This is a genomic window from Cohaesibacter intestini (assembly GCF_003324485.1).
Classification (GTDB): domain Bacteria; phylum Pseudomonadota; class Alphaproteobacteria; order Rhizobiales; family Cohaesibacteraceae; genus Cohaesibacter; species Cohaesibacter intestini.
This window is the reverse complement of record NZ_QODK01000003.1, coordinates 28749-54746: the sequence shown is the minus strand read 5'-3', so window position 1 is coordinate 54746 and position 25998 is coordinate 28749. Positions and strand designations below refer to the sequence as shown.

Annotated in this window: 21 protein-coding genes; 8 read left to right on the top strand and 13 right to left on the bottom strand. The window is 56.5% G+C overall.

The genetic code is table 11. The annotated features are described in order from the left end of the window. Positions 1-232 precede the first annotated feature (232 nt). Complete coding sequence (locus DSD30_RS10965) at positions 233-865, top strand: hypothetical protein (RefSeq protein WP_114009754.1); 633 nt, start codon at positions 233-235, stop codon at positions 863-865. A 75-nt stretch (positions 866-940) separates the two neighbouring features. On the opposite strand, the gene DSD30_RS10960 is transcribed toward DSD30_RS10965, so the two are convergent. The 6 genes from DSD30_RS10960 to DSD30_RS10935 form a co-directional block, all read right to left on the bottom strand. Further along, positions 941-1720 (bottom strand): isocitrate lyase/PEP mutase family protein, encoded by a 780-nt coding sequence (locus tag DSD30_RS10960; protein WP_114009753.1) that lies wholly within the window; start codon positions 1718-1720, stop codon positions 941-943. A 183-nt stretch (positions 1721-1903) separates the two neighbouring features. After that, the gene (locus tag DSD30_RS10955; protein WP_114009752.1) at positions 1904-2428 is read right to left on the bottom strand and encodes a hypothetical protein; all 525 of its coding nucleotides are present in this window, start codon (positions 2426-2428) and stop codon (positions 1904-1906) included. 16 nt (positions 2429-2444) lie between these two features. Further along, positions 2445-2795 carry a diacylglycerol kinase gene (locus tag DSD30_RS10950; RefSeq protein WP_114009751.1) on the bottom strand — a complete coding sequence of 117 codons (351 nt, stop codon included), beginning with the start codon at positions 2793-2795 and terminating at the stop codon, positions 2445-2447. Between the two features lie 173 nt (positions 2796-2968). Next, entirely contained in the window at positions 2969-4942 is a 1974-nt protein-coding gene (gene mutL / locus DSD30_RS10945; RefSeq protein WP_114010387.1) for a DNA mismatch repair endonuclease MutL, read from the bottom strand. 141 nt (positions 4943-5083) lie between these two features. Then, complete coding sequence (locus tag DSD30_RS10940) at positions 5084-6055, bottom strand: alpha/beta fold hydrolase (RefSeq protein WP_245418447.1); 972 nt, start codon at positions 6053-6055, stop codon at positions 5084-5086. Positions 6056-6419: 364 nt separating this feature from the next. Further along, a complete protein-coding gene (locus DSD30_RS10935) occupies positions 6420-7097 on the bottom strand; it encodes an outer membrane protein (RefSeq protein ID WP_114009750.1) in 678 nt (225 codons plus the stop codon). A gap of 308 nt (positions 7098-7405) precedes the next feature. On the opposite strand from DSD30_RS10935, the gene DSD30_RS10930 reads away from it, so the two are divergent. Both DSD30_RS10930 and DSD30_RS10925 read left to right on the top strand, forming a co-directional pair. Next, positions 7406-7981, top strand: a complete 576-nt coding sequence (locus DSD30_RS10930; RefSeq protein WP_114009749.1) for a DUF2975 domain-containing protein — start codon at positions 7406-7408, stop codon at positions 7979-7981. A gap of 132 nt (positions 7982-8113) precedes the next feature. Then, positions 8114-8332 carry a helix-turn-helix domain-containing protein gene (locus DSD30_RS10925; RefSeq protein ID WP_114009748.1) on the top strand — a complete coding sequence of 73 codons (219 nt, stop codon included), beginning with the start codon at positions 8114-8116 and terminating at the stop codon, positions 8330-8332. A 23-nt stretch (positions 8333-8355) separates the two neighbouring features. Here DSD30_RS10925 and DSD30_RS10920 read toward each other — a convergent pair whose 3' ends face one another. Continuing rightward, positions 8356-8838, bottom strand: coding sequence for a nucleoside deaminase (locus DSD30_RS10920; RefSeq protein WP_198662915.1), 483 nt, complete (start codon positions 8836-8838; stop codon positions 8356-8358). A gap of 60 nt (positions 8839-8898) precedes the next feature. Between DSD30_RS10920 and DSD30_RS10915 the strand changes: the two genes are divergently transcribed. From DSD30_RS10915 to DSD30_RS10895, 4 genes are all read left to right on the top strand, one after another. Next, positions 8899-10902, top strand: coding sequence for a pseudouridine synthase (locus DSD30_RS10915; protein ID WP_114009747.1), 2004 nt, complete (start codon positions 8899-8901; stop codon positions 10900-10902). Positions 10903-10931: 29 nt separating this feature from the next. Next, entirely contained in the window at positions 10932-11561 is a 630-nt protein-coding gene (gene rsmD, locus DSD30_RS10910; RefSeq protein WP_280955312.1) for a 16S rRNA (guanine(966)-N(2))-methyltransferase RsmD, read from the top strand. 566 nt (positions 11562-12127) lie between these two features. Next, a complete protein-coding gene (locus DSD30_RS10900; RefSeq protein ID WP_114009744.1) occupies positions 12128-12964 on the top strand; it encodes a universal stress protein in 837 nt (278 codons plus the stop codon). Between the two features lie 358 nt (positions 12965-13322). Next, entirely contained in the window at positions 13323-16037 is a 2715-nt protein-coding gene (locus DSD30_RS10895) for a bifunctional acetate--CoA ligase family protein/GNAT family N-acetyltransferase (protein WP_114009743.1), read from the top strand. A gap of 280 nt (positions 16038-16317) precedes the next feature. Here the strand turns inward: DSD30_RS10895 and DSD30_RS10890 are convergent, their stop codons facing one another. After that, positions 16318-16695, bottom strand: a complete 378-nt coding sequence (locus DSD30_RS10890) for a hypothetical protein (RefSeq protein WP_114009742.1) — start codon at positions 16693-16695, stop codon at positions 16318-16320. A gap of 368 nt (positions 16696-17063) precedes the next feature. On the opposite strand from DSD30_RS10890, the gene DSD30_RS10885 reads away from it, so the two are divergent. Further along, a complete protein-coding gene (locus DSD30_RS10885; protein WP_114009741.1) occupies positions 17064-18866 on the top strand; it encodes a P-loop nucleotide/nucleoside kinase family protein in 1803 nt (600 codons plus the stop codon). An 81-nt stretch (positions 18867-18947) separates the two neighbouring features. On the opposite strand, the gene DSD30_RS10880 is transcribed toward DSD30_RS10885, so the two are convergent. The 5 genes from DSD30_RS10880 to DSD30_RS10860 all read right to left on the bottom strand — a co-directional run bounded on the left by DSD30_RS10880 (position 18948) and on the right by DSD30_RS10860 (position 25558). Beyond that, positions 18948-21137 carry an ATP-binding protein gene (locus DSD30_RS10880; RefSeq protein WP_114009740.1) on the bottom strand — a complete coding sequence of 730 codons (2190 nt, stop codon included), beginning with the start codon at positions 21135-21137 and terminating at the stop codon, positions 18948-18950. A gap of 210 nt (positions 21138-21347) precedes the next feature. After that, entirely contained in the window at positions 21348-21863 is a 516-nt protein-coding gene (locus DSD30_RS10875) for a GDYXXLXY domain-containing protein (RefSeq protein ID WP_114009739.1), read from the bottom strand. Continuing rightward, the gene (locus DSD30_RS10870) at positions 21856-23103 is read right to left on the bottom strand and encodes a DUF4401 domain-containing protein (protein ID WP_157967654.1); all 1248 of its coding nucleotides are present in this window, start codon (positions 23101-23103) and stop codon (positions 21856-21858) included. The genes DSD30_RS10875 and DSD30_RS10870 overlap by 8 nt, the downstream gene beginning before the upstream one ends. After that, positions 23096-24139, bottom strand: a complete 1044-nt coding sequence (locus DSD30_RS10865; RefSeq protein WP_157967653.1) for a DUF2157 domain-containing protein — start codon at positions 24137-24139, stop codon at positions 23096-23098. The genes DSD30_RS10870 and DSD30_RS10865 overlap by 8 nt, the downstream gene beginning before the upstream one ends. A gap of 144 nt (positions 24140-24283) precedes the next feature. Continuing rightward, on the bottom strand, positions 24284-25558 hold the full coding sequence (locus DSD30_RS10860; protein WP_114009736.1) for a multidrug effflux MFS transporter: 1275 nt from the start codon (positions 25556-25558) through the stop codon (positions 24284-24286). Positions 25559-25998: the final 440 nt, after the last annotated feature.

The following is a 25998-nucleotide window of genomic DNA, read 5'->3' as shown; positions in this document are numbered from 1 at the left end:
CTTGAGGATAACAAGGGCATTGCGCCCCTTTCTGTCAAGTCAGCAACAAAGACAAATGGCGCTGACATGTGTCTAAAGCATCGCCTTTTGCCAGTTTTATGCTAAAAGAGTGGCCGAATTGGCAGCGTGACCTTGTCTATTTCCCTTCGCTGGGTCAAGAATGCGTCACGTGCCCTTGTCTGCATGGCTCCTGTTATGGAGTTCAGGGTTTTGAGTATAGAAAGAGTTGAGAATGCCGGTGTCCCTTTCCAAACTTCGCGCAATTGGTGCTGTCAGCGCCCTGGGTCTCCTGCTGGCGGGTTGTGCCAGTGGTGTGAGCCTGCCGACCTTTGGCAGCAAAGCCGAGAAAACATCATCGGCCAATGGCGTTGAGATGACGCAGGCCGAAGCGGCCAATGCGGGCGCAATTGTCGACGACACAACCCGGATGATGCTGAGCAATCCGAAAAAGTTTGCCGGCTATTGCCCCTCGGTGTCCATTCTGGGGGACACCAATGTGGTCCAACGGTTCGACAAGCGCGGTGTTGGCAGCAAAGACCAGAATCTGATCTATCAAGGCGTCATCAACCAGACGGCCCGCGAATGCGCCATGTTGGGCGCGGAAATGTTCATCAAGGTCGGCGTTGCCGGACGCGTTCTGGGCGGGCCGCGTTCAACCCAGAAAACCGTAGCCGAATTGCCGCTGCGCATTGTTGTGCGCCAGCAGGACAATATCCTTTATTCCAAGCTGCATAAGATCAAGGTGTCGCTGAACACGCCGGACCGTTCCGCTTTGTTTGCCAAGGTCGACAGCGGTATCGCCATCGTGACGCCGTCCGAGCGCAATGTGCAGGTCCTTGTCGGTTTTGACAGCCAATCAAAGTGATCGCCTTCTGCATGCATCAAAAAAGCCCGGTCCTTGCGGATTGGGCTTTTTTTTGTTGTGACGGAAAGACGCCGTTCAGTCCTTTTCGTGAATGCGCCGGATCAGATCGACGATCGCCACACGGTAAGGGGACGGTCCGTAGCTGATGCGGGCGATACCGAGTTTGGCCAGATCCTTGTTGGAGGCAATGCCCGGCCGTTTGAAGGCGTTGACCGGTAGAATCAGGTCGTTACACAACTCAGCCAGCAGGTCACTGTCGCGCAGCCAAGGCACGAAGAAACCATCAGCGCCAGCCTCGGTATAGGCAATGGCGCGCTCCTTGGTCTCACTCATCAGGTCCTTGTGCTTGTTGTCATCATGGGCATGCAGAAAGATATCGGAGCGGGCATTGATGAAGAAGGGCAACCCCAAAGCATCCGTTGCTTCGCGGATGGCGCGAATGCGTGCGGCCTGCTCCTCGATGGAATAGAGGTCTTCGGTGCCAATGATCTGGTCCTCAAAATTGCAGCCGATGGCTCCGGCAGCAACCAGACGCAAGACATTCTCCGCAACCCCTTCCGGGGTCTGAGCATAGGCCCCTTCAAAATCGATGGTCACTGGCAGATCGACGGTCGCGGTAATGCGCTCGACGATCGTCATGACCAGATCGAGCGGGATTTCCTCGCCATCACCATAGCCATGGGCAGCTGCAACTGATGCGCTCCCGGTTCCAACCGCTTTCTCGTCGCAATCGGAAATGGCCTTGGCGCCACCCGCATCCCAGATATTATACAGGACAAGGGGACGCCCCTTGACATGCAGGGAGTGGAAGACCTTGGCTTTCTCGATTTGCCGGTCGGTGACTTTAATCGTCATGGAGCTGGGTTCCTTGCTAGAAGATCTTAGCCGAAGGGTGCAGAGTCTTAAGACTAGCCCCCATCAAACATGCTTCCATGGTGCAAGGCAATTGCGATGGCTCAAATCTGACGCCAATTCTACAAATTTTTTTCGACAAAAGATGCATCAGCATGATTCCTGATGCAAATGGTTGCCGTAATTTTACTCAATCCCCACTGCTTTCTTGGCAGCGACGATTGCACTACGCAATTTTACAGCCATTTCTTCAGCATCTTCCATGGTCTCGAACATACCTGCGCGAACGAAGGCACGACCGTCAGGGGCGATGACTTCAATCATCCCCTCGCCTTCCAAAGCCCCTTCACCGGTGATGTTGCCCGGTTGGACTTCGAGGCCCTCAATGCGGATGAAGGGCACGACATAGGGACGCGAGCGTCCGAAAATGGTGCCGGACACCTGACGGATTTCGCATTTCTCGAAATCGTAGTCATATTGTTTCGACCATCCCATCAAGGCCTGCGAGATACCGGCCCAGCCCAATCCGAAACAGACAAAGCCACCAGCAAGGATCATGGCTTGCAACATGACGCTGACTTCAGAGCGGGGTCCGAAAATGGCCAGAAAGGCGCCAAACATCAAGGCAACGCCCAGCGCACCTTTTCGCGCCCGGACAAGAGGGGAAAGATGATTGCGGGTGGAAGTGACATGCGGGTTTGATTTTCTCATGGATGCGCAGCAGTCCTCAAAGATTCAGATATAGGACATAAAGGCTGAAAAGGCTCATCATAGTCAAGCTACAAAAGACGGCAAAGGAACCTAGATCTTTGGCCTGTCGGGCAAATTCCGCATATTCATTTGTCAGGTGATCCACAAGCACCTCAATGGCAGTATTCAGCGCTTCCAGAGCGATCGTGGTGAGAAACAGGAAGCTCAGAATGACAAACTGCAACGGACTGGCCCCGACAAGCGCATAAAGACCGAGAAGCCCAACAAAGAAGATAATCTCTGCCTGCGCCGCCGTTTCCTCCAGCAACCGCCTGAAGCCCGCAAAGGAATATTGCGCCGCCATGAAGGTGTGCTGGAGATGCCGCATGCCGATTTTGTCCTCTATCCTCGCTCCAGCCCCAGCCCATGAATGACCGAGTTGGGGCCTTGATCGTCTGACGCTGGCTGTAGCTGCGCCAAGGTGACCTTCCTTTCCCTGTTTTGTGTGACAGGGACATGACGAAAGGGCCGCCGATCAAGAGAGGTGCAATATTCCAAGGCTTAGGAACGGCCAAACAGGCGTTCAATATCGCCAAGCTTTAGTTCAACATAGGTGGGGCGGCCATGGTTGCACTGGCCCGAATGGGGGGTGGCTTCCATCTCCCTGAGCAGGGCGTCCATTTCCTCAGGACGCAATCGGCGACCGGAGCGAATTGACCCGTGGCAAGCCATGGTGGCGGCAACATGGAGGATCTTTTCTTCAATCCGGGTGGCCTTGTCCCATTCGGCCAGATCGTCGGCGATGTCACGCACGAGCGCTTCGATATTGGGTTTACCCAGAATGGCAGGGGTTTCGCGCACGGCGACCGCACCGGGGCCGAAGGCTTCGAGCGTCAGGCCGAGCTCGGTCAGTTGATCGCTGGCCTCTTCAAGGCGAGCGACGTCGTCTTCCTCCATTTCAACCACATGGGGGATCAGCAAACCCTGTCGGGCGATGGTCTTTTTGGCCAGTGAAGCCTTGAGCTTTTCATAGACAAGACGCTCATGGGCGGCATGCTGATCGACAATCACCAAGCCATCATCGGTCTGGGCGAGAATATAATTCTCGAAAATCTGGGCGCGTGGGGCCCCAAGCGGGCGGGCCAGTTGCTCATGGCTCGGTTCTGCCATGTTGGCGCGCGTGTCGGCGGATGGGCCAGCGACGTCAGCCATGCGTCCCTGCATGGGTGGGACATCCAATGCTGCGGGAACTCCGCCATCATGGCTATCCGCAAATGGTGAGAAACCCTGTTGTGGTTGCTCCGCCATGGCGGGCGCTGCCCCGGGTGTCGCCGCCTCACCCTGATCTTGGGTGGGACGGTAGACGCTTTGCCGCCAGTCCCAGTCCATCGGCGCTTGCGGTCGATCGGGTTGGGCTGGGCGGAAAGGGGCTGCAGAATTGTGACCCTGTGCCATCTGGGTGTCGCGCATGCCGTCCGGGCGCAAGGCCCCAAGGGTGTTGTCGCCGCCCGTAGTCGAGGAGCGATGGCCCGCTTCAAGCAAAGCCTGCCGGATGGCCCCGACCACCAGCCCGCGAATATGGCCCGCATCACGAAAGCGGACATCAGCCTTGGTGGGGTGAACATTGACGTCGACCTCGTGAGGGTCGAGATCGATGAACAGAACCGCGCATGGATGGCGACCACCGGCCAGAAAATCGGAATAGGCACCGCGCAGGGCCCCGAGCATCATCTTATCGCGCACCGGGCGTCCATTGACGAAGATGAATTGATGCAGGCTGTTGGCGCGGTTCAGCGTTGGCAGTCCAGCAAAGCCTGTCAGGCGCACCGTGTCGCGCAAGGCATCGATCTCCACTGCATTATCACGGAACGCCTTGCCCATCACCTGCCCCATACGCACCAGATGGGCGTCCGGGCCTTTGGCAGCCGGATAGTCAAGGCGCGAGCGGTCCGCGCCGGTGACCGTGAAGCGGATGGAAGGATTGGACAGCGCAATGCGTTTGACCACATCAGAGATGGCGGTGTTTTCCGCCCGGTCGGTCTTGAGAAATTTGAGCCGCGCAGGGGTGGTGAAAAACAGATCTTCGACATCGATCCGGGTGCCCGCAGTCAGTGCTGCCGGTTTGGGGTCTGTTTCCCGGCCCCCTTCCACCGAGATTTCCCAGGCATGGGGTTCGGTTGCGTGGCGTGACAGAATGGTCAGGCGGGCGATGGAGCCAATGGAAGGCAAGGCCTCGCCACGAAAGCCCAGATGACGGATATCCATCAGATCATCCGGATCGAGCTTGGAGGTGCAATGACGCTGGATCGCAAGGCCCAGATCGGCGCGGGTCATGCCCTTGCCATTGTCGATCACCCGAATGAGATTTTTGCCGCCGCCCTCCGTGATCACCTCAATCCGATCCGCGCCTGCGTCAATGGCATTTTCCACCAGCTCCTTGACGACGCTTGCGGGCCGTTCCACCACTTCGCCAGCGGCGATCTTGTTGATGGTGGCTTCATCCAGCTGCAGGATGCTTGAGACGGTCTCGGTCATGGATACGGGCTCTTTGCGGGGGCTGGTGGTCAAAGGGGACGCAAGGCTGACAAACAGAATCAGCACGGTGCATCCCATGAGAGCGCGAAGATGCCACAGGCCATCCCCGTAGCGCAATCGGGTCCGCTTTGCGTTGACATGTCAGGCGCGAGAAAGGAAGTCCAGTATCAATACAAGGCAGTCTTCGGGCGCTTCCTCAGCAACGAAATGCCCGGCGGTCACCGTGTGGCAAGTGAGATCACTTGCCCATTGGCTCCAGATGGCCCGTTGGCCATCTGCATCTGAGGTTTTGCTGGCCGGGCCAGAGATCACCATGGTCGGGCAGGCAATCTTTTTGCCCCTCTCCCGGTCGGTTTGGTCGATCTGCTGGTCGATCCCCCACCCGGCGCGGTAATCCTCGCAGACCCCATGAATATGGTCCGGAGTGGTGAAGGTTGCGCGATAATGGGCCATCGCATCGGCATCAAATGCCGAGAGATCACGATTCAAAGCCCAACTGGCGATGGTATGGTCGAGATACATGGCGGGATCGGCTGCAATCAGCCGTTCGGGCAGCGGATAGGGTTGGGCCAGAAACTGCCAATGATAGGCCGCCATACCGCGCGAAGCGTTCATGCCCTGCCACATATCAAGGGTCGGGATGATATCAAGACAGATGAGCCGGGTGACGCACTTTGGATGATCGAGGGCCATGCGATAGGCGACGCGCCCGCCCCGGTCATGGCCGATCACAGCAAAGGTCTCATGGCCCAGCCGGGCCATCAGCCCGACACACAAATCGGCCCAGTGACGCTTGGCATAGGCTTCGTGGCTTGGCTTTTCTTCGGGGGTGGCCATTGGCAGGCTGCTGTATCCATAGCCGGGCAGGTCAGGGATGATCAGCGTGAAATGATCAGCAAGGTCGGGGGCAATCCGATGCCAGCAAACATGATTTTGCGGATAGCCATGCAACAGCAACAAAGGCGGGCCATGGCCACCAGTGCGCAGGAAAAAGGTCTGGTCATCAATGGTGAGTGATGCACGCTCGAAACCGGGGAACATGTCGGGCAGAGCATCATACGTGTCACGTGAAGGCGAAGAAGCGGTGGTGGCAGGCGACTGGAGATTGCTCATGACTTGAGGGTCCGTTGGCAAGGAAAGGTGACAACCATCCTGCCAAGGGTGAGCCAAAGGCACAAGGGAGAGGCCCTTGGGCTTTAGCCAAAGAAGCGCCATTCCTTTTGTGCCTGCCATTTCATTTTCCAGCTCGGCAAACAGATGAGGCTGAGGCATTTCAGATAAAACAAAGCATTCATTGTCTCTCTCCTTGGAGAAAAAGGGTTACCCGGCAAGCAAGGCAATCATGAGGATCAAGGCTGCCAAAAGGCTTGAAAGACTGAGCCAGCCAATAAGCCGCGACAAAAGCCCTTGGGGTGGATGGTCTCTTCTTTTGGCCAGCAACTTCATCACTCGGTCCCCATGCCTGCCGGGTTCTCGGTTAAAACTGATAGCTGACGCCGAGCATCAGACGATGACTGCCGGCGGTGCTCTTGACGCTGGTGCCGCCGAAATTTTTGCGCATGTCGTTGACGCCATTGATCGAATAGTCAGCCCGCAGATGGACCGTGTCGGACAGGGCATATTCGACACCGGCCCCGAAATTGACCGACAAGTTGGTGGTGTCCTTCTTGGCACCGTTGGCACTCAGTTCGAAGTCGGCCAAACTCACGCCAGCGGACAGGTAAGGCATGAAGCGATCAATCGGCAGACCGACGCGTCCCTTCAGGCCTGCGGACCAGTTATTCCTGGCCCGAACAGTGCCCAAAGTGGCGTGGTTGAGGGTCTTTTTGTGGCCCAGATAGGTGAAGTCACCTTCAAGGCCGAGGACGGCGCGTGACATCTGCCAGTTGTAACCCGCATAGAGTCCGGCAGCAGTGCCGCCTCCAACATATTCCTTGGTGCCGGTTGCCTTGACTTCGCCAAAGAGGTGACCGCCACCGACCTGTGCGCCGACATACCCCCCTTCCCAACGAAGTTGAGGAGCTGGGCCTTGCGTGCTGTAGAGGCCGGGCATATCAGGGAAATCCGCGGACTGGGCGTGCATCGGCAAAAGAGATGCAACGAGACAACCGGCGGCAGCGGCAAGGGACAGAGAGGAAATGGTGTTCAAAGCCATGATTTCATTACGCTCTTATACTGAGCGCCCTTTCAGATGTATTTTCTAGTCAACTCGCGATAGAGACGGTCGGCACTGCCCACCAAGTTTCAAACGATCATAAATCACTGTTTATTTCTTATTTATTATCGTTTGACGATAATTTTTAAATCATATATGTTCATTCATAAGTCAAGTGGTTTTTTCAAAAAATCACTGTCCACTTTCCATTGGTCGCGCTAAAAGCGTGGCCGGTTCACAAAAATCTCCAAGCATTTCCGCAATTTCTCTGGCGAAAATGTTCAGGCACTCTTTGAGGGAAGACAGATATGGCGAAGCAATCGGGTGAACAGCATGTCCGGATTGGCCGCATCGCGCGGGTCAGTGGCATCATGAAATGGGTTCTGACGACCTTCATGGCGCTGGTTTTTCTGATTGGCATCCTGGTGCTGTTGCTGCTGCTCAATCCCGACTGGCTCGAAGCAGGCAATGAAGTGATCGACTTTGGCGATAGCGGACGCACCTATGGGGATGTGCCACAGCTTCAGCGCTGGACACTGGCTTTCTTCTATGATGCCTGTGTCGGGACGTTTCTGATGACGCTCTGGTATATGCGCAGCGTCTTTGCCCGGCTGCAAATCCTTGATTTCTTCTCCTCCAAGACCCTGTCAGCGATGGTCTGGTGTGGGATCTGGTTTGTCGTCTTCGGAGTGATGGATTTTCTGGAGGAACCCGTGGCCTCTGTGCTGACCACCCTTGATCTGCCTGAGGGCCAGCGACAGTTGGCGATTGAACTGGAGGGCGGCGAGATCTTCTTCATCATTTTCGGTGTGATGTTCATGACGCTGGGCTGGGTGATGCGCGAAGCGGCTCGCCTGCAGGAAGAAAACAACCAGTTCATTTGAGGCTTTGCCCCACTGTGCGATCATTGGAGAATACGAGGAATCATGTGACATGAATGGTGCAGACCCCGAATCCCGCCCCCGCTTGGTCCTTCCCGGCCACAAAGGGACAAAGACAAGGAGGGCAATGGCACGATGGCAATAATCGTCGAACTGGATGTGATGCTGGCCCGGCGCAAGATGAAGTCCAAGGCCCTGTCGGAGCTGATCGGCATTTCCGAACAGAATGTCTCGCTGTTGAAATCGGGCAAGGTGAAGGGGGTTCGCTTTGAAACCCTGAGCAAGATATGCGAAGTGCTCGAGTGTCAGCCCGGGGACATTCTCATCTATCAGCCAGATGAGGATGAGACCTGAGTGGCCCTTGCGATCAGATCGCTTCAATCACGGCGCTGGCGGAAGAAATCCCGCAACAAACGCGCTGATTGGGTTTCATTGATGCCGGAATAGACCTCCGGCGCGTGGTGGCAGATGGACTGGCTGAAATAGGCAGAACCGCTTTCGACCGCGCCACCCTTCACATCCTGTGCCCCATAATAAAGCCGCCGGATGCGGGCAAAGGAAATGGCCGCAGCACACATCGGGCAAGGCTCCAGCGTCACATAGAGATCGCAATCGGGCAGCCTTTGGGACTGGAAGTGGGTGCAGCCTTCCCGGATGACCAGAATTTCTGCATGGGCTGTGGGGTCATTCAGCGCGATGGTTCGGTTGCCAGCCTTGGCGATGACTTGCCCGTCATGAACCAGCACAGCACCGATGGGCACCTCGCCAAACAGAGCCGCCTGACGCGCCTCATCAAGCGCCAATTCCATGAAGCTTTTGCGCTGCGCCCGATCAACTTGATAACCATGCGGTCTGCACATTGCTGACCTTTCCACTTTCTTCTCGATTTTTCTTATGAACCTGTGGTAAAGGCTTTCGCCATGGAACGCAAATCTGCTCAAAAAGGACGCCGTTCTGCCGACGCGAGGTCGCCAGACGCATCCAAACATGCGCGCCGGGATGGCGCCCATCATTCATCAAAGTCCGGATCTTTCAAGAAAAAAGGGTCATGGACGAAGGACAAACCCAACGCCAAGCCTTCCGGCCGCGACCGCAAGGATGACGGCTGGTCTCCGAACGTCGATGCACGCCGTGAGACGCCGGATGAGCGCGCCTTGCGCCAGCCAGGTGATCGCAAGACCGAGCCCCGGACCGGAAACCGGTCGGAAGAGCGCCGGTTTGATGACCGCAAAGAGGGTCGTGGGTTCAGCAAAGGCCCCCGTTACGACAAAGGCTCCCGCGATGACCGGGGCCCACGCAGCGACAGAGGTTCGCGCGATGATCGGGGCCCACGCAATGACAAAGGCCGTGGCCGTCCGGATCGCCCGATCAAGGACCGTCCTTTCAAAGATCGCCCATTTAAAGATCGTCCAGCCGCCCAAGCCGACAAGCCCAAAGGCCCGGCCTACACACCACCGACCCGTGCTCTGGAAGAAGGCGAACGGATTGCCAAAATCATGGCACGTGCGGGCCTGTGCTCACGTCGTGACGCAGAAAACTGGATTAAGGCAGGCCGCGTGAGCGTCAATGGCAAGCTGCTTGACAGCCCGGCGATCAATATTCACCCCAAAGACAAGGTACTGGTCGATGGCGCACCGCTGCCGGTGCGAGAGCGGACCCGTTTGTGGATGTATCACAAGCCGCGTGGTCTGGTGACCACCACGTCCGACCCGGAAGGTCGGCCAACGGTGTTTGAAAAGCTGCCGGTGGGTTTGCCGCGCGTCATCACCATCGGGCGTCTGGACATCAACACCGAGGGCCTGTTGCTACTGACCAATGATGGCGGTTTGGCGCGGGTTCTGGAATTGCCGACCACCGGCTGGCTGCGTCGCTATCGCGTGCGGGCCTATGGCAAGGTCACGCAGGCCCAGCTTGATACGCTGGCCGAGGGTGTGGCTCTGGAAGGCGTGCTCTATGGCTCGATCGACGCGCAGATTGAACGCGAAGTCGGCGACAATGTCTGGATCACCGTTGCCCTGCGTGAAGGCAAGAACCGCGAAGTGAAGAAGGTTTTGGGGCATCTTGGCCTTGAAGTGAACCGTCTGATCCGCGTCTCCTATGGTCCTTTCCAGTTGCTCGACATGAAGGAAGGTTCGGCATCGGAAGTGAAGAGCCGTGTGCTGCGCGACCAGCTCGGTGAGCGTCTGGTGGAAGAATCCGGGGCCGATTTCGATGCGCCGATCATGACCGAAGTGCCCAAGCCAGAAGAAGTCAAGCCGGAGAAGAAGGATCGCAAATCGTCCGGTGGAACGCGTGCAGGCTTCATGTCGGCCAAGGAAGGGGCACGCGCCTTTTCCGACACCAAAGACGGCAAGCGCGGTGAGCGTGGGGATCGCCCTGATCGTGGCGACAGGGGTGACCGTCCTGACCGGGGTGATCGCGGAGAGCGCGGTGGTCGCGGCTTTGGCCGGGATCGCGATGATCGTGGTGATCGTGGTGATCGTCCGGAACGCCCAAGCTACAATGCCATTCCGTATGCCGAACGCAAGCCGTTTGACCCGGCAGCGCCACGCCGGACCAGCTTCACCTATCGTGAAGAAGGGGCCGATGGCAAAAAGCCGGTTGGCAAATCAGTCCGCAAGGTTGGTGGTCGTCCGCAAAAGACGGATCTGCTCGACCCGAATGCTCGCATCGAAAAGCGCAAGCCTGCCGCAAGAACAACAGGCAAGCCAACTGGCAAACCGGGTGGCAAACCAGCTGGCAAATTTGGCAACAAAGGTGGCCGTTCATTTGACAACCGCGATGGGGGCCGCGATGGGGGGCGCCCTTCGGGTGGACGCTCTTCTGGTGGTCGTCCGGGCGGTCGTGATGGCGGTCGTCCGTCTGGTGGTCGTCCGTCTGGCAAGTTTGGTGGCAAACCCGGCGGGCCGCGCGGACGCGACTAGCCCACACTGAAAGACCAAAAAGGGGCGACATCGCCCCTTTTTCCTTCTCTTCACAAACACAATCCCAGCCCTCCTTCTCAAGAGAAAGCCAAAGCATGCGCATTGTTGGTGGCCGCCTCAAAGGCAAGACCCTCGCCAGTCCGAAAAGCCAGTCGATCCGCCCGACGACGGATCGGGTGCGGGAGACCCTGTTCAACATTCTGGCCCATTCCTATGATCATGCGGTGACGGATGCACGGGTGCTGGATCTGTTTGCCGGAACAGGAGCGCTTGGGTGTGAGGCTTTGTCACGCGGCGCAAAAGCCGCTTTGTTTGTCGAGGATGGCATCGAGGGGCGCGGCCTGATCCGCTCCAACATGGAGACGTTGGGTCTGAATGGTGTCGCCAAGATCTTTCGGCGTGACGCAACCAAACTTGGAGCGGCAGGCACAATCGAGCCATTCAATTTGGTCTTCATGGACCCGCCTTACCTAAAGGCTCTCGGCGAGCAAGCGCTGCAAAGTGCGGTTGATGGTGGCTGGCTGGTCCCCGACGCCCTGATTGTCTGGGAAGAGGATGCCAAGGCAGAATTGGCGATCCCGCAGGACTTTGAAAGCCTTGATCAACGCAACTATGGCGACACCCAACTGGTCTTCTTGCGGTATCTTGGTCAGGAGTAGGCCTTCAAAACAACGAAATCCCCTCCTTGGTGCGATCAGTGGGACGATGGCACCACAGCGTTAAGTGACGTGCTGTCAACCGACCAGTTCAAAGGACCCTGATGAGGAGCAGAGCTGCCCCCTGTATGGAGACATCGACGCCATAACCGCGGCCGCCCGCTCGAACTGGTCATGAAGCGGCAAAAAAATGTCCATCATCTCGTGATCATCAAGAAATACCGCCAGACCAGACACTTGTCCGATTTTATCCCTAGCAGGTGGCGGCTTTGGTGGTGTTTGTACCCTGACAAATCACCGCTTTGCAGATTGCCACCATGACGCGGTACAGGCCAGCTACGCAGCTCTACGACGAAAGTGGTTTGTACGCCTTTGCAAATTCCCTTTTCGCTTGATCCCTATCAAAGCAGGGGTCCGAAGCGATAGGCCATAGTTTATTCAGAAGCCCCGCCTGCGGCTTCGAGGATCCAATCAAAATTGAGCGACAGACAAGCTCGGGACGATCCGTCTGCAGGCCAATCAAGTCCGGCTCCCCATTCACCGGACACATTTGGGAGAGGAGGCCAAAAATGGCCATCAAAGAAATCATCTGCCTTCTGGACATCGAAACCGATCTGACAACTGCTCCGGTGCAGATTGCAAGTGAGCTAGCCAACAAACTCGATGCCCATCTGACCGGCGTTTCCCCGCTGATCGAGCCCGTCGTTCCTGCCCTGATGGTGCAGCCGGTGCCAGATCAGTTCATTTCCGATGCCCGTAACCGGGCTCAGGAAAAGGCTCACTCAGCCCTGGAACGCTTCAGCGAGTATGGCGAACGGTCAGCCAACGCCTTCGAAACACGGCTGATGGATCTGACGCCTGGCGGTTTGGACACTTTCGTCAATCATACCCGCATGTGCGATCTCTTGGTGGTGGGTCAGGACAATCCGGACCGGCCCGAGCCTCTGCGCGCCGAACTGATTGAAGCGGCTCTGTTTGATTCCGGCCGACCAATCCTGATCGTGCCTTATGTCGGAACGGAGCATTTCTCCGCCAAGAAGGTCATGGTTGCCTGGGATGGCTCCAAAACAGCAGCCCGCGCCATCCATGCGGCCATGCCGATCCTTGAAATGGCCGATGAAGTGCTGGTTGTGATGGTGGAAGCCCAGAAGCTGCATCTTCCGGGTGATCCGGGCGCCGATCTTGCCGTGTATCTGTCTCGTCATGGGGTCAAGGTCAGCGTCGAGAAAATTCCGGCACCGGCCTCCGGGGTTTCTGATGCACTGCTCAACTATATCTCCGACAACCAGATTGATCTGGCTGTGATGGGTGGATATGGCCACAGCCGTGTGCGTGAATTCATTCTGGGCGGTGCCACGCGTGGCATGCTGCAATCGATGACCGTGCCTTGCATCATGGCGCACTGATATCACCGGAGTGTTCCTCATGCCCCTGCCCCATGTGAGCTCGGAAACCTGCATGACAGGTGATGCATGAAGGACGAGAGATTGAGGCCGAAGCCGTTGGTGGCTTCGGCCTTTTTTGTACCCAGCCCGGGATCAAGTGAGCACAAAGACAGCTTTAAGACAGGATAGCGCCGTAAGTCTCCCTATCACCGAAAGTGGTCCTCGCCACGGACGACCATTTGTGGGAGGCTGACCGCGCAACAAGGCCCAATTCTATCAACCACTTCCGGTGAGCTTTGGCATTGAAGTTTGATGACCTTCTATTCCTGATGACCCGACGGATGAACGACCAGACACTGGACAGGACCTCGTAGAAACCATGAGCAGCTATAATCTCGACGTGTTTTTCAGACCTCGCAATGTCACAGTGATTGGCGCCTCCGCACGGGAAGGCAGCATTGGCAATGCGATTGTACGCAATCTTCTTGCGGGCAAGTTCAAAGACAAGCTGACGCTGGTCAATCCCAAAGGTGGCCAGATCGATGGGCATGACGTTCTCTCCTCCCTTGAGGAACTGGAGGGAAAGCCCGATCTGGCGGTGGTGGCGGTCGCAGCCCAGTCGGTTGTCGATGTCATCGAAACGTTGGGCAAGAAAGGCTGTCGCGGCGCGATCATCATCACGACAGAATCGAGCGGTGCCGATCGATCAATCGCCAAACATGTTGCCCAAATTGCTGCGGGCTATGGCATGCGGGTTGTCGGGCCGAACTGCGTGGGCATTTTAGCGCCAAGGACTGGGCTGAATGCCTCCTTCTGCCATTTGCCGGGACTGCAGGGTGATCTGGCCATGATTTCCCAGTCCGGCGCCATTGTCACGTCGGTGGTCGATTGGGCAACCCGCAAACAGATCGGGTTTTCCGGCGTTGTATCACTGGGAGAAAAATCCGACGTCGATTTTGGTGACTTGATGGATCACTTTGCCATGGATCCTTTCACCCGCGCCATTCTGCTCTATGTGGAATCCATTCAGGATGCTAGAAAATTCATGTCGTCGGCCAGGGCCGCTGCCCGCGCCAAGCCGGTGGTGGTGATGAAATCCGGGCGGCACACTGAAGGGGTCTCCGCAACAGCCTGGCGCAACAATCGTTTGCCAAGTGAGGATGCCGTCTATCAGGCGGCCTTCGATCGGGCGGGGCTATTGCGGGTGCATGATCTGGATGAGTTTTTCGATGCGGTCGAAACTCTCACCCATGTGCGCAAGCTGCGCGGGGCGAACCTAACCATCATCTGCAACGGCACTGGCCTGACGGCATTGGCTGCGGACGACCTGGTCGATCAGGCCGGATCGCTCACCGAACTGGATGATGCGGTGATTGCCCAGCTTGATGCGGTGTTGCCGACGAAATGGTCGCGGTCCAATCCAATCAACATTCTGGGGACCGCCGGGCCGGACGCCTATCGTCAAAGCCTCGAAATCCTGATGGAGGACAGGAACAGCCACGCTATCCTGATCATGCATTGCCCGACGGCACTGAATGATCCGGTCGCAATGGCGCAAGCCGTCATCGATCTGTTGGCTGAACGCAAGAAAAACGGCAAGCGGCGGCTGCCGGTCTTTACCTGTTGGCTGGGCGGCGGGGACAAGGTCTGGACCATGTTCGAAGAGGCCGACATCCCCCATTATGCCACCCCGGCTGATGCCATGCGGGGCTATTCCTATGTGATTAAATATATGCAGGCGCAGGATCAGTTGATGCGAATGCCGCCTGCTTTTGACGACAGCAAACCTGACCTTGAGGTTGCCCGCAAGGTGATTGGCGGCGCGCTGGCCCGCGGTGAAGAACGGTTGACGGCGGTGGAAGTGTCTGCCCTTCTTGAAGCCTATGATCTGCCGATTGCCGCCGCGATCCCTGCTGCGAATGCACAAGAAGCCCAGCAATTGTCTATCCCGCTGATTGCCCGCCATGGGGCGGTGGTGGTCAAGATTGACAGCCCGGATGTGAGGTACAAATCCGACATTGGCGGAGTGGTGCTCAACCTCGTGACACCGGAAGCCGTGGGCGAGGCAACCACTGCTGTGATGGATCGGGCACGGGCTGCCTATCCGGACGGTCGCATTCATGGCGTCACACTGCATCCCATGATCCGGCGGCCTCACGCGGTTGAGCTGACTGCAGGCATGCATGTGGATGCAATTTTCGGCCCGGTTATGGTGTTTGGCCGTGGTGGCACTGCTGTCGAGGTGATCCGCGACAAGGCGCTGGAGTTGCCGCCGCTGGACATGTTGACGGCGAAGAGAATGATCGGGAAAACCCGGGTGAGCCGTCGTCTGGCAGGCTATCGCGACACCCCTCCGTGCGATCGGGAACAGCTGGCTTCGATCCTCGTCAAACTGAGCAGGATGGTGGCTGATTTGCCCCAAATCACCGCCCTCGATCTCAATCCCCTGCTGGCGGATAGCAATGGCTATGTGATCACCGATGCCAGTGTTCATGTGGCACCTTCCAGCATCGGCATTCATCCGCACAAGCGCTTTGCGGTCAAACCTTATCCCAAGGAATGGGAGCAGGTGAACAAGTTGAAGGATGGGCGTTCTGCCCTTATCCGGCCGATGCGGCCGGAAGATGAAAGCCTGTTTCCGGATTTCTTCGATCATGTCACCGATGATGACCTGCGCTTGCGATTTTTCACCGCAGCCCGGTCGATCAATCATGCTTTCATTGCCCGCCTGACGCAAATCGACTATGCCCGCTCGATGGCCTTTATCGCCCTTGATCAGGAGACTGGCGACATGCTCGGCTCGGTTCGACTGATGGGGGACGCGGATCACAACAGGGGTGAATATGCGGTGATGGTCCGCTCTGACCTCAAGGGTCTGGGACTGGGCTGGAAGCTGATGAAACTGATCCTGCTATATGCGGAGAAAGACGGCTTTAATCAGGTTGAGGGAGAGGTGCTGCGCACAAACCGCACCATGCGCGAAATGTGCGAGGCGCTCGGGTTCAAGACACGCATGGATCCGGATGACCCTGACCTCGTTCACATGGTATTTGATGTGCCCAATATCAGCGACAAGATCAACGCCTTGAAATGACAAGAAACGGCGCTTCGCACCAAGAAAAAGGGAGCATGGATTGCCCATACTCCCAATCTTTTTGAAACCGATCGCCGCATCGGCCTCAGTCCGTTCTCTCCAATTTGTCATGCCTTACGGTTTTGTCTGATCCGTTTCAGCATGACATCGGCCGGTGTAGGTGGGGACCTGAAAGGGTAATTAGACCGGCCTAATTAGAAAAGCTGTGAACTACCCTAGATTGCATTTCGCGATGACCCACGCATTGATCGTTCTCAAATCGCACAAAAAAACTTTGCGCTCAAAGCGTGTCAACGGTGACGACCTGAAAGGTGTATAAATCGCCGTCTTCATCCTTGATCGAGACATATTCTCCGGGCTTGAAGGCATGCAGACCAAAGCGATAACCTGCCTCGTCATCATCTTCCCCATCGATGTCATAGGTGAAGGCCCAGCTGCCTCCGGGGCGATGGATCAGATGACCATGTTCATCCTTTTCGCCCTGCCAGAAACGGCGCACCCGGCATTGTGTCCGGTGTTTTTTCCAAACCGCCGCATCGATATGGCCGTCCGCATCCAGTGGTGCAACAAACTCATAGCCATGCTGTGCACTGCCAGAAGGATATTCTGCGTTGCGAGCCAGATTAAGCCGAACTTTCTTCATGATTCCATCAGACATCGCGTCCTCCTTACTTTGTGCAATGGCTCTATATTGATGCATATCAAGCAATCTGACAAACAAAACCGCAGCAAGTTATTTCCACAGTAAATATTGTTTACTTCAGCGCTCCAAATTGCCGCACGATCTCGGGTTTTGTGCAGCCTACTCCCAATTGACTTAAAGCGCTGATTTCCAGACGGTTTTCGCAGGATATGGCGAGACATTTGATATTGGAATTGTCGCATATGGTCGGCTACTTACCTTGATTTCTATCAATGCGATTCCTTCTTCCAACCGCCAATGTTGAACCAACCTTTGTTGTGGGCACCCCTTCGTTGCGTTTGAGACCCACCTCGATATTGATACCCCTTTTCGGACATAATTGGATGGCCCCTCTCATATCCCCAATTGAGGCTCAAAAGCCGCAAGATGGCAAACAGGACGATCGCGTGCATCACGGCGGTCGCTCGTCTGTGGCCGCCCTGCCGCTGGTGGGGGATGTGGGTCTGCTGGCCTTTCTGGATGATGTCAAAAGCCATACCATGACCAAGACGGTCGAGCGGGTTGACGCTGCCGACTGTGTGCTGTTCCTGACCGACAGGCATTGTTACAAGCTGCGGCGCGAAATGCCCTTGGAGCAAACCCACCGTCTGAGCCTTGTGCAACGCCGTGAGCGCGCCCTTGAAGAGATCAAGTTGGGCAAGAGCTTTGCACCAGATCTGTATTTGGGTCTTGTGCCGGTCCGCCTGAGAGAGGACGGCCCCTATATCGATCATGCTGCGGCCGAGGATGGCAGCAATCGTAGCGTGCGGATGGCCGGGACCAATACGGATCCGGTGATCGAATGGCTTATCAAGATGCGTCGCTACGACGTTTCCAAGAGCCTGAGTAAAAGTGTCGAGATTTATCGCCCGAACTTCACCGAATGCCATAAGCTCGCCGATTTGATCGCAAAAAGCCCTGAAGCCGCCCAAAGTGTGAACTATCAGAAGGCCGACGTCTGGCAGCAACATCTGGCGCAGATGCTGGCACGTTTCTCGCCGGTGGTTCGGCAAATGGAGCAGAAGACCAAGAAACAGACACTCCGTGCCTGCCTGAATCGTGCACTCTATCGGCTGGGTGCCTTGCAACCTCATCTTGAGGACCGCAGCAAGGGTGGTTTGTTCGTCGAGATTCACGGCAATGTCGGTCTTGAGAATGTGGTTCAAACCCCCAAGGGCTTACGGTTGGTCAATCCTGCGGTCGGTCAGATCGAGTCAAGCAGTCAGGCATGGTTTGGCGATCCGCTCTATGACCTTGCTTCGCTGGTCGCTGAAATGCGGGCGCGTGGGCTTAACCGTCAGGCTAACTGGGTCTTTTCCCACTATTGCAACAATCTGCTCGACAGCCATGCGGTGGATGGCTTGCAGGCGATGGATCTCTATCTGTTTGTCAGCGCATTTGAAAAGGCCCGCCAGCTGTCCGAGCTGCTATCCGTGCGTTCTTCCGGCAATAGTGAAGAGGAGGAGCAATTCCGCGGCTATATGCAGACGGCTCGCGACAGTCTGGTTCAGGATGAAGCCAAGTTGCTTGTGCTTGGAGGCAGTACACAGGCCAACCGGTCGCATCTGGCGCGTCTGTTGGCGCCAATCATCGGTCGGATGCCCGGCGCGGCTTACATGTCTGCCTATCAGGAACTGTTGTCGCTGTATGATGTTCGCCATGAAAGCGATCTGCCCCCATCGGCGCATCGCCGGTCAGTCTGGCATCTGGTCTATCGGCGACTGGCAACCAAGGCCCAAATGGCGCTGGAGGCTGGCTATTCGGTCATTCTGTCGGGTGCGTTCGACAGCCCGAGCAGCCGTCAAAATCTGACCCTGTTGCAGCAGGAAGTCGGCCCGTCAATCCAGTTGCAGGCCTTTCATTTGTTTGACCCGGTGGGAGAACAGAAAGCCAGTGGACATGGTGAGCGGGTGCAGCCCTTTATCCGCGATCTGGAGCACCACAGCCGCGCCGTTGCAGGCAAGCCCCCGTTTGAGGACAGCCTCTCGCGAGACAGCAATCTGATCCTTGGCAGCGCCGGGGAAAAGCTCGATTGGACCAACTGGGTTGAACTGGACGCCTCCCGATCAGTCAGTATGCTGGTCGATCAGGTGCTCGGTCATATCAATCCGGTTTGGGTGCCAAGCACCGAGGGCACCTTGCATTGATCCTCGCCTGAAATGGGGCCAATGCCGTTACAGCCAAAGGGTGACGGCATTGGATGCGCAGGCCTTCGGTCAAGCCCGGCATCAGGCAGCGGGCTGCCGCTCACGATCGATCTTGGCTTGAATCCTGCGGAAGCGACACTGGACCAGAGTGCCAAGGCCTTCCTGACTGGAAATCGAGATTTCGCCACCAACAGCATCGACCAGACGCGCCACCAGCATTAAGGGCAGTACCTGCCCCAGACCGATGGAATCGAGCGCATGTTCTTCCTTGAATGGCTCTAAAATTGCGCGAATTTGCCGTGGCGACAGGGCTGAACCGGTATCAAGGCATTCCAGAACGATGCCATGCCCGTGGCCTTGCTCTCGCAGTTCGATGCGCACCGGTTGGGCGTCCTTGCTGTTCAGGCGATTGAGCGCCGCCTCGACCATCAGATATAGAATACGATTGAAGGCATTGTGATCACCGGCCGCAAAGAGACCGGAAGGCCCCGGACTGTCAATCTGGATCGGGCTGTTGCGGATCTCGGCACAAGCGGTGAGATAGGTGGATTGCTCTTGCAGCATCTCGGCCAGATCGCATTCATGATCGCGAGAGAAGAAGCCGCGGGCCCTGGCGTCAGTGAGATCGCGCATCAACTCAATGCGGTGCGCGCAACGGGCAATGCCATCCGCAGCGGTGATGACAATGGTCTCGATTTCCTGCAAATTCGCCTGAAGCTGCAAATGCCGAGCAAATTGCTCCAGATCGCGCATCACCGGTTCCATCAGAATTTCGAGCGCCTGAGACAGCCACGCCTGAAACTGGGCCCCTCCCAACTGAGAGTTCCGCCCTTTCAGGGTGTTTTCCAGCAGCAACAGAATATCTTCGGCCTTGACCCGCAGGGTGTCCTCAGCCAGACGGATGCTGGTGGTCATCAGTGCGGCCTGTTTGGAATCGGTGCTGGTGGCCTGAATACGGTCCGTTGCCCGATGGGTTTCCGTCCGCAGCTTGACAACCACGTCGCTGAAGCTGGAGGACAATTGGGTCAGATGGACGGTGTTGCTGTCTGGTGTTCCATATTGCTTGCCGGTCGAGACGAGCAATTGCGAGACGAGAAAATCGAGCTCGCTTTGCAGTCCGAAGTGAGCACGGGACAGACCAAGGGCCTCGGTTTCTTCGCTGACCCGCAGATTGGTCACCATTGTCATGATCTGGGCTGCGACATAGGTCAATGCGAAGGACCAAGCAGCAATGACGGCGATGCCCAACAGCTGCACCATCAATTGGTCAATCGAGGAAAGGCCACCGCCCTGCCATAAGGCGGGCGCGAGCAAACCACCAATAAGACCGCCCGACAGGAAAGAAGCGATCAGATCGCCGGGGTCATCAAGTTCGATGGTCACCAGAACATGACGCAAACCGATGCAAACTGTACCGGCAAACAGACCGGTGAGCGCCGCATTGGCATTGGTGCTGTGTTGAGCAAAAGCAACCAGAGCCACCGCTCCTGCCAGCGAGGCTGCCAAAAGATCGATGGCCGACCCTATGCCCGATTGGGGCCGGATGAGCAGCAGACAGATGGAAGCAATGGCAGCAAAGCTGGCACCGAGCAACACCTTGAACATCAACGAAGGCATAGCTCCGATGGTTTCAACCTGACCGGCACTGAGCAGAGCCAGCCCAAAAATCATCAGAATGACGCCAATTGCCTGATAGGTGGGGCTGTGACCGCGGGGTCGGTCTGATTGCAACGGAAAGCGGTTGTGCCGTGGGCCGATCGTACTGCTGGCGGCAAGCGCGACAAAGCCTGCAGACACAAAGATGACAACAGAGCCGCCATGATCGATGAAGCCCTGCGCTGCGAGCCATCCGGGCTCCCCTGCCCCAGATGCCCACGCCCAGTGGGCAACGATCGGCACGACACAAATCGCAACAAACACCGACAGGATGGTCCCACCAACAAAACTGCCGCGCTCAACCATGGCTGCTGTGACGAGAATGGGCGGGATCGAAAACAGATAGACGGTGCGCAGATCTTCAGCGCCATTGAACAGTTCCATCTGATCGAGCAACAGGAAGCCGGACCCGACGAAGCCGAGATAGCTTTCGCCTTCAAACAGGCCATACCCGAACATCCAGAAGCAGACCAGCGACAAGCAGAAGGCCGTCATGATGCGGGTCACGGTGTCGAGTTCGTTACGGCTTTTCACACGGCCAGACAGCAGCAACAGTACCCCCATCGGGAGACCAAGGCCAGCAATCGTCATCAGCAATTGCGCAAGTTCCAGCATTTCAAACCCGTTTCGTTGACGCCTGCTGCCATTTGAGACCTGTTTCGATGTCAGGCTTTTGCGCAGGTAAAGTCAGGACGCCTTGATATTGGCGCACCCAATCAAATCTCAGCATAGGGGAAATATGGTTAACCACTGGCTAATTGGCCCGGAAATGGCGCATGACATCAAGGCAACCCGGCCTCGATATCAGGCTTTCGCGATGGCAGGTCAGGGCGTGATGGGTCGCCCCTCATCGTCTGCAAGGCCAACCAGCAGATGAGCACCATCCGCAGCAACGCGCATCAGGCCGAAGCGGGCCTCTTGATAGAGTGAGGCATGGCCTTCCTGAAAGAAGAAAGACGTTGGGGTCAATTTGAGCCTCTGAGGCTTAGCAAGGCGACGATGCTGGACGGACAGGAGCTGTTCGCCGTCACCCAGAGCTTCACCATGATGCAGGCGCTTGAAGGTCGCCTGCTTGTTCTGAGCCAACGCCAGCACAAGGGCTGTCACTTGAGTGTCGGCGCTCTCTTCCCCGACCTCAGCATTCAATGTCTTGTTCGCCTCTTCGATCAGTTTATAGCGCAGGCGCATATAGTCGCCCTGCATCAGCGAGCGCGGATCGACAAGGGCAAGTTCGATCAGGATCAGATCGCCATTGCGGCGCAGATCCTCTTTGAGGAAGATGGAAAGATTGAAGAATATGAGGATCGGCAACAGGATCAGTGGAATGGCAAAGTTACGCATGGTGCTTGTCTCCTTGCTGTTCCTCTGACGAGGGAGGAGGACTTGACAAGTCAGCGGGCTTCCGTGCCCAGCCGCGCCACTGAATATAGCCGGCAGCGGCCAGTAGCAGGAGCCCCGAAGCGACGAGGATGGCCGATTTTTCCAGCAGCGTCAGATTGAGCGCATAATAAAAGCGGGCGCCAAAGCCGAGCGCGAAGAGAAAGCCCAATATCGAATGCGCTGGACGGTGCGTCGCATATCCAAGCACCAAGAGCCCGAGAGCCAGCAGGATTCCGGGATCGGACAATGCCCCCAGAAGAAGCCCCCCGATGATAGTCAGCACAAGGGGATGATCGAGCGTGATGGGGCCGGATTGCACCCAACGTCCCCGACCCGCCCAAACGATCAGCGCGATCAGTGCCACGGTCATCAGAATCTGGGTTGGCGAGGTGTAGAAGAAGGCATTGAAGCTGAGGCCCGAAGCAGGGCTGACAGCATCTGGCAGGACGAAGGCGGCCCAATCAACAAAGGTTGCGACGATACCCACTCCGATACAGAGCGACACCAGCAATGCATCATAGAGCGAGGTGAGATGCCGACGCCAGGCGCTCCAGCGCAGGAAGGCTCCAAGCGCCAACAGATGAAGCAGAATAAGACCGGAGAAAGACATCACCCCGGATGTGTCCAACCCATCACTGACCATGGCAGCCCAAAGGGCGACCAGAAAGGCCATGGCCGCCAGAAAACGCTCCAGCGACGATGGGAAGAAACCAAAACTCAGGATGCCGACCAGCCCAAGGGCTGCAACGATCGGCCAGATCCAGCCGATATTGAGCAAGGGTTCAAAATATTGCACCAACCCGGCGACCAAGGCCAGCTTGCCCGCCTGTAACAAGGTGAGCGCCAGTTGGAGGGCGAAGTCTTGCGCAAGACCGGTCTTTACGATCCCAAGGCGATATAGCAGCATGGCGGCAATCATCAGACCGACACCATTCATGGCGAGACTGATGGGTTGGCTGCTGAAGAGGCCAAACAGATAGAGCAGATAGGCGACCAGAAAACCGGCAATGATCGCACCGATGCCGGTTAGAGCGCGCAAATAGAGCGGCGTTTCCTCTCGCTGCTGGCCATGCAGCAGAAAAAGGCCATCCAGGATGGTGCGTTTTTGCTCTGTCGACACAAGGGCATGGCTTTGATCGATATGGGTCAGCCATTGACGGGCATCCCTGCCTTTGGTCGTCCATTGGAACAGATCAGACATTGGCCCCTCCTTCCCGGTCGCCGGCTTTGGCCAGCAGGCCACGCAAGTAACCCGCAGACAAGGCAAAGACGCCGATGGCGACAAGAGCGGTGAGGAAGGTGATGCCGAGGCTCGACATATCCAGAGCATCGAGCAGATTGGCAAAGAGCAGCACAGCCAGCAGGCAACCCAGCAACAGGATCATGGCCAGCGCCGGGATGTCCGGCACCGCCAGCCGATAATTCACAAACAAGGCGCCAATCACGATGGAAGCGATTATTGCGGCGGCCAGCAGCAACATGCTGTCAGCTGGATCGGAATAGCCCTCATAAAGGAAGGGGAAACTCGATACCAGTATCGCGGCCAGCAGCAGCCAGCGGGTCCAGAGCGGGGCAAGCCAGTGGGTTGGTTTGCCCCGGGTCAGCGCTTCACGCACGGTGAGCAGGCCCAGATTCAATGCAGCCATCAGCATGGCCAGCATGTCTTGCTTGTGGCTGCCTGCATCGATGGTCTGGTCCCACCAGAGGGACAGAGCAAGATTGACCAGCACAAACCAAACCAGCCAGTGAAATGGCGAGCGGCTGAGGATTGTCCATGGGGTAATGGCAACAGCCCAGATGGCAAACAATGTCCAGGCGTCCGCGCCACTTTGATAGATCTGGCCGAACGCTGCCATGAAGACCCCGACCAGAACCGATGCGGTGATCAGCAGCAACTGGCCGACGATCCGGCCTGTGCCGAACCACCAGGCACCAAGGGCGGCAGTCAGCAAGGCTGCCTGAATGAGGCCAAGTTTTGCCAGATGAGGCAGGCTCGCCCAATTGAAGGCAAAGAAGAAGAGGATACCAGTCAGGACCAAGGCGGCGCCAAAAGCCAACAGCAAACGGACGACCCACTGGGCCCACATATGGGGTGGATGAAGCCATTCAAGGCTGGCGCGGCGCAGATCCGCATCGATGGAGCCCTTTGCTGCCAGCGCATCGAGCATGGAGCGGTCAATCACGATATCTGACAGATCGACGGCTTCTGCCTGTTGCGGCTTTTTCTGCCTCTGCATCTTAGAAGATCCCCACCTCTTGCGGCCCTTTCGAGCCGGTCTTGCCTTGTCGCATCCCGAGCCGTTTGACAGGATCCTTCCCACGAGCCTTGCATGCAGACATGAAAGCGGAGGAGTGAGGCGCAAATTGGGCCAGCCTGACATTTAGGCCGGAGCAACAGACCGCAGACGCTCGGTGATCCAGATGATGACCAGATTGAGGGCTCCGCAACACATGAAACTGGCCGCCAAGGTGATGATGGTGCCATCATAGAAAAGCCCCAACAAGGAGGCCAAGAGCATGGCAATGATGGTGGAGACGGAGCCAACAACCGCCGACCCCATGCCAGCGACATGGCCAACCTCTTCCATCGCCAATGCGTTCATATTGCCAAATAGCAGGCCCATGCAGAAGAAAAGCGGGCTGAACAGCAACATGAACAACCACAATGGCGGCACAAAACCATTGGGTGCCGAGACCAGCAGAGCCAAGGCCGTCAGGCCCACCATCACCGACAATGCCGTTCTGGCCAGAAAGCGCATGCCAAACCGCATCACCAGCTTGGAGTTGGAGAAGGAGGCCACCCCAATCGACAGGGCCAAGGCAGCGAAGAAATAGGGGAACAGGTCCCCCACATGGTAGGTATTCTGAAACAGATCCTGCGACGTGCTCAGATAGAGCAAAAACGGCCCCATGACGATACCTGTAGCGATCATATAGCCAACACAGCTGGGAGTCGTCAGGACGATCTTTATCCCTTGCCAGATGGTGGATGGGGTCAGCTTGCGGCGTTTTGAGGGCAACAGCGTTTCCTTCTGCCGGACCATCAGCCATAGACCACTGATGACACACAGGATCATGAAACAGAAGAAAATCGATCGCCAGCCTGCCAGCTGGGCAACGGTTTGGCCCATGATCGGGGCAATAACCGGCACAAAGATGAAAACACCCATGACAAAGGACATCACGCGCGCCATGGTCCGACCGGCATAAAGGTCCCGCACAAGCGCTATCAGGACAATGCGCGGCCCGGCGGCACCGAGACCTTGCAAAAAACGGCCCAGCAGCAATTGATCAAAGCTGACGGAGGCCCAACTGATGACGCTGCCAACAAAGAATAGGGTCAGACCAATATAGATGCTCTTCTTGCGCCCAATCTGATCGGAGATGGGACCATAGATCATCTGTCCAATTGCAAGACCGGCAAACAGGAATGTGATGACCTTCTGTAATTGTTGCGGCGCGGTCTCTCCCATTTCCGGTCCGAGAATCTTCAATGCGGGCAAAATACCATCAATGCTGAGCGCCACCAGAGACATCAACAGCGCCATCAGAACGATGAATTCTCCAAAGGCCAAGTTCGGCTCAACAGCCTTCGATGAAGGAATCTGGCCATGCTCGGACAAGTCATCCACCGAATTTGTGGCTTTGTTCTGCATTCAAGTCTCCTGACGGATGAAGATCGGGCATTGGAACATTTGTTGCCGATCAAAAGGACATTTCTTGCTAGCAGGTCGGAGCTGGCTTTGCATCCCTTTTCTTGGCCCCAGTCTCATGGACAACGGCACGCAAGATCGATGATCAGGATTTTGGACAACAACAACCATAGGTTATAAATGGTCAAATGGGATCGCAATTTCGGCACAAAATTATTACAAACTGCAGTTGCAACGATTTAACATGAGATAAATTTACAGTTAGCATTCTTACTTACGTTATAGACACCAATATTCATTACACCCTAAAATTACATCAGAAATACTACGTAAATCAACAGATCATTCAACCAATTCGGATTGTAACACAACAACCCGTCATTTCAGACCATATCCTCAACAATGAATTACAATCCAAACGGCTGAATTTCTCGTTTCACGGA

Coding starts and splice junctions, on each gene's coding strand:
- DSD30_RS10940 (WP_245418447.1), bottom strand. CDS start 6,055: ATGAGCAATCTCCAGTCGCCTGCCACCACCGCTTCTTCGCCTTCACGT.
- DSD30_RS10930 (WP_114009749.1), top strand. CDS start 7,406: ATGGCGAAGCAATCGGGTGAACAGCATGTCCGGATTGGCCGCATCGCG.
- DSD30_RS10895 (WP_114009743.1), top strand. CDS start 13,323: ATGAGCAGCTATAATCTCGACGTGTTTTTCAGACCTCGCAATGTCACA.
- DSD30_RS10860 (WP_114009736.1), bottom strand. CDS start 25,558: ATGCAGAACAAAGCCACAAATTCGGTGGATGACTTGTCCGAGCATGGC.
- DSD30_RS10965 (WP_114009754.1), top strand. CDS start 233: ATGCCGGTGTCCCTTTCCAAACTTCGCGCAATTGGTGCTGTCAGCGCC.
- DSD30_RS10935 (WP_114009750.1), bottom strand. CDS start 7,097: ATGGCTTTGAACACCATTTCCTCTCTGTCCCTTGCCGCTGCCGCCGGT.
- DSD30_RS10915 (WP_114009747.1), top strand. CDS start 8,899: ATGGAACGCAAATCTGCTCAAAAAGGACGCCGTTCTGCCGACGCGAGG.
- DSD30_RS10925 (WP_114009748.1), top strand. CDS start 8,114: ATGGCAATAATCGTCGAACTGGATGTGATGCTGGCCCGGCGCAAGATG.
- mutL (WP_114010387.1), bottom strand. CDS start 4,942: ATGACCGAGACCGTCTCAAGCATCCTGCAGCTGGATGAAGCCACCATC.
- DSD30_RS10955 (WP_114009752.1), bottom strand. CDS start 2,428: ATGAGAAAATCAAACCCGCATGTCACTTCCACCCGCAATCATCTTTCC.
- DSD30_RS10900 (WP_114009744.1), top strand. CDS start 12,128: ATGGCCATCAAAGAAATCATCTGCCTTCTGGACATCGAAACCGATCTG.
- DSD30_RS10890 (WP_114009742.1), bottom strand. CDS start 16,695: ATGTCTGATGGAATCATGAAGAAAGTTCGGCTTAATCTGGCTCGCAAC.
- DSD30_RS10875 (WP_114009739.1), bottom strand. CDS start 21,863: ATGCGTAACTTTGCCATTCCACTGATCCTGTTGCCGATCCTCATATTC.
- DSD30_RS10920 (WP_198662915.1), bottom strand. CDS start 8,838: ATGTGCAGACCGCATGGTTATCAAGTTGATCGGGCGCAGCGCAAAAGC.
- DSD30_RS10880 (WP_114009740.1), bottom strand. CDS start 21,137: ATGCTGGAACTTGCGCAATTGCTGATGACGATTGCTGGCCTTGGTCTC.
- DSD30_RS10950 (WP_114009751.1), bottom strand. CDS start 2,795: ATGCGGCATCTCCAGCACACCTTCATGGCGGCGCAATATTCCTTTGCG.
- DSD30_RS10885 (WP_114009741.1), top strand. CDS start 17,064: ATGGCCCCTCTCATATCCCCAATTGAGGCTCAAAAGCCGCAAGATGGC.
- DSD30_RS10960 (WP_114009753.1), bottom strand. CDS start 1,720: ATGACGATTAAAGTCACCGACCGGCAAATCGAGAAAGCCAAGGTCTTC.
- DSD30_RS10870 (WP_157967654.1), bottom strand. CDS start 23,103: ATGTCTGATCTGTTCCAATGGACGACCAAAGGCAGGGATGCCCGTCAA.
- DSD30_RS10865 (WP_157967653.1), bottom strand. CDS start 24,139: ATGCAGAGGCAGAAAAAGCCGCAACAGGCAGAAGCCGTCGATCTGTCA.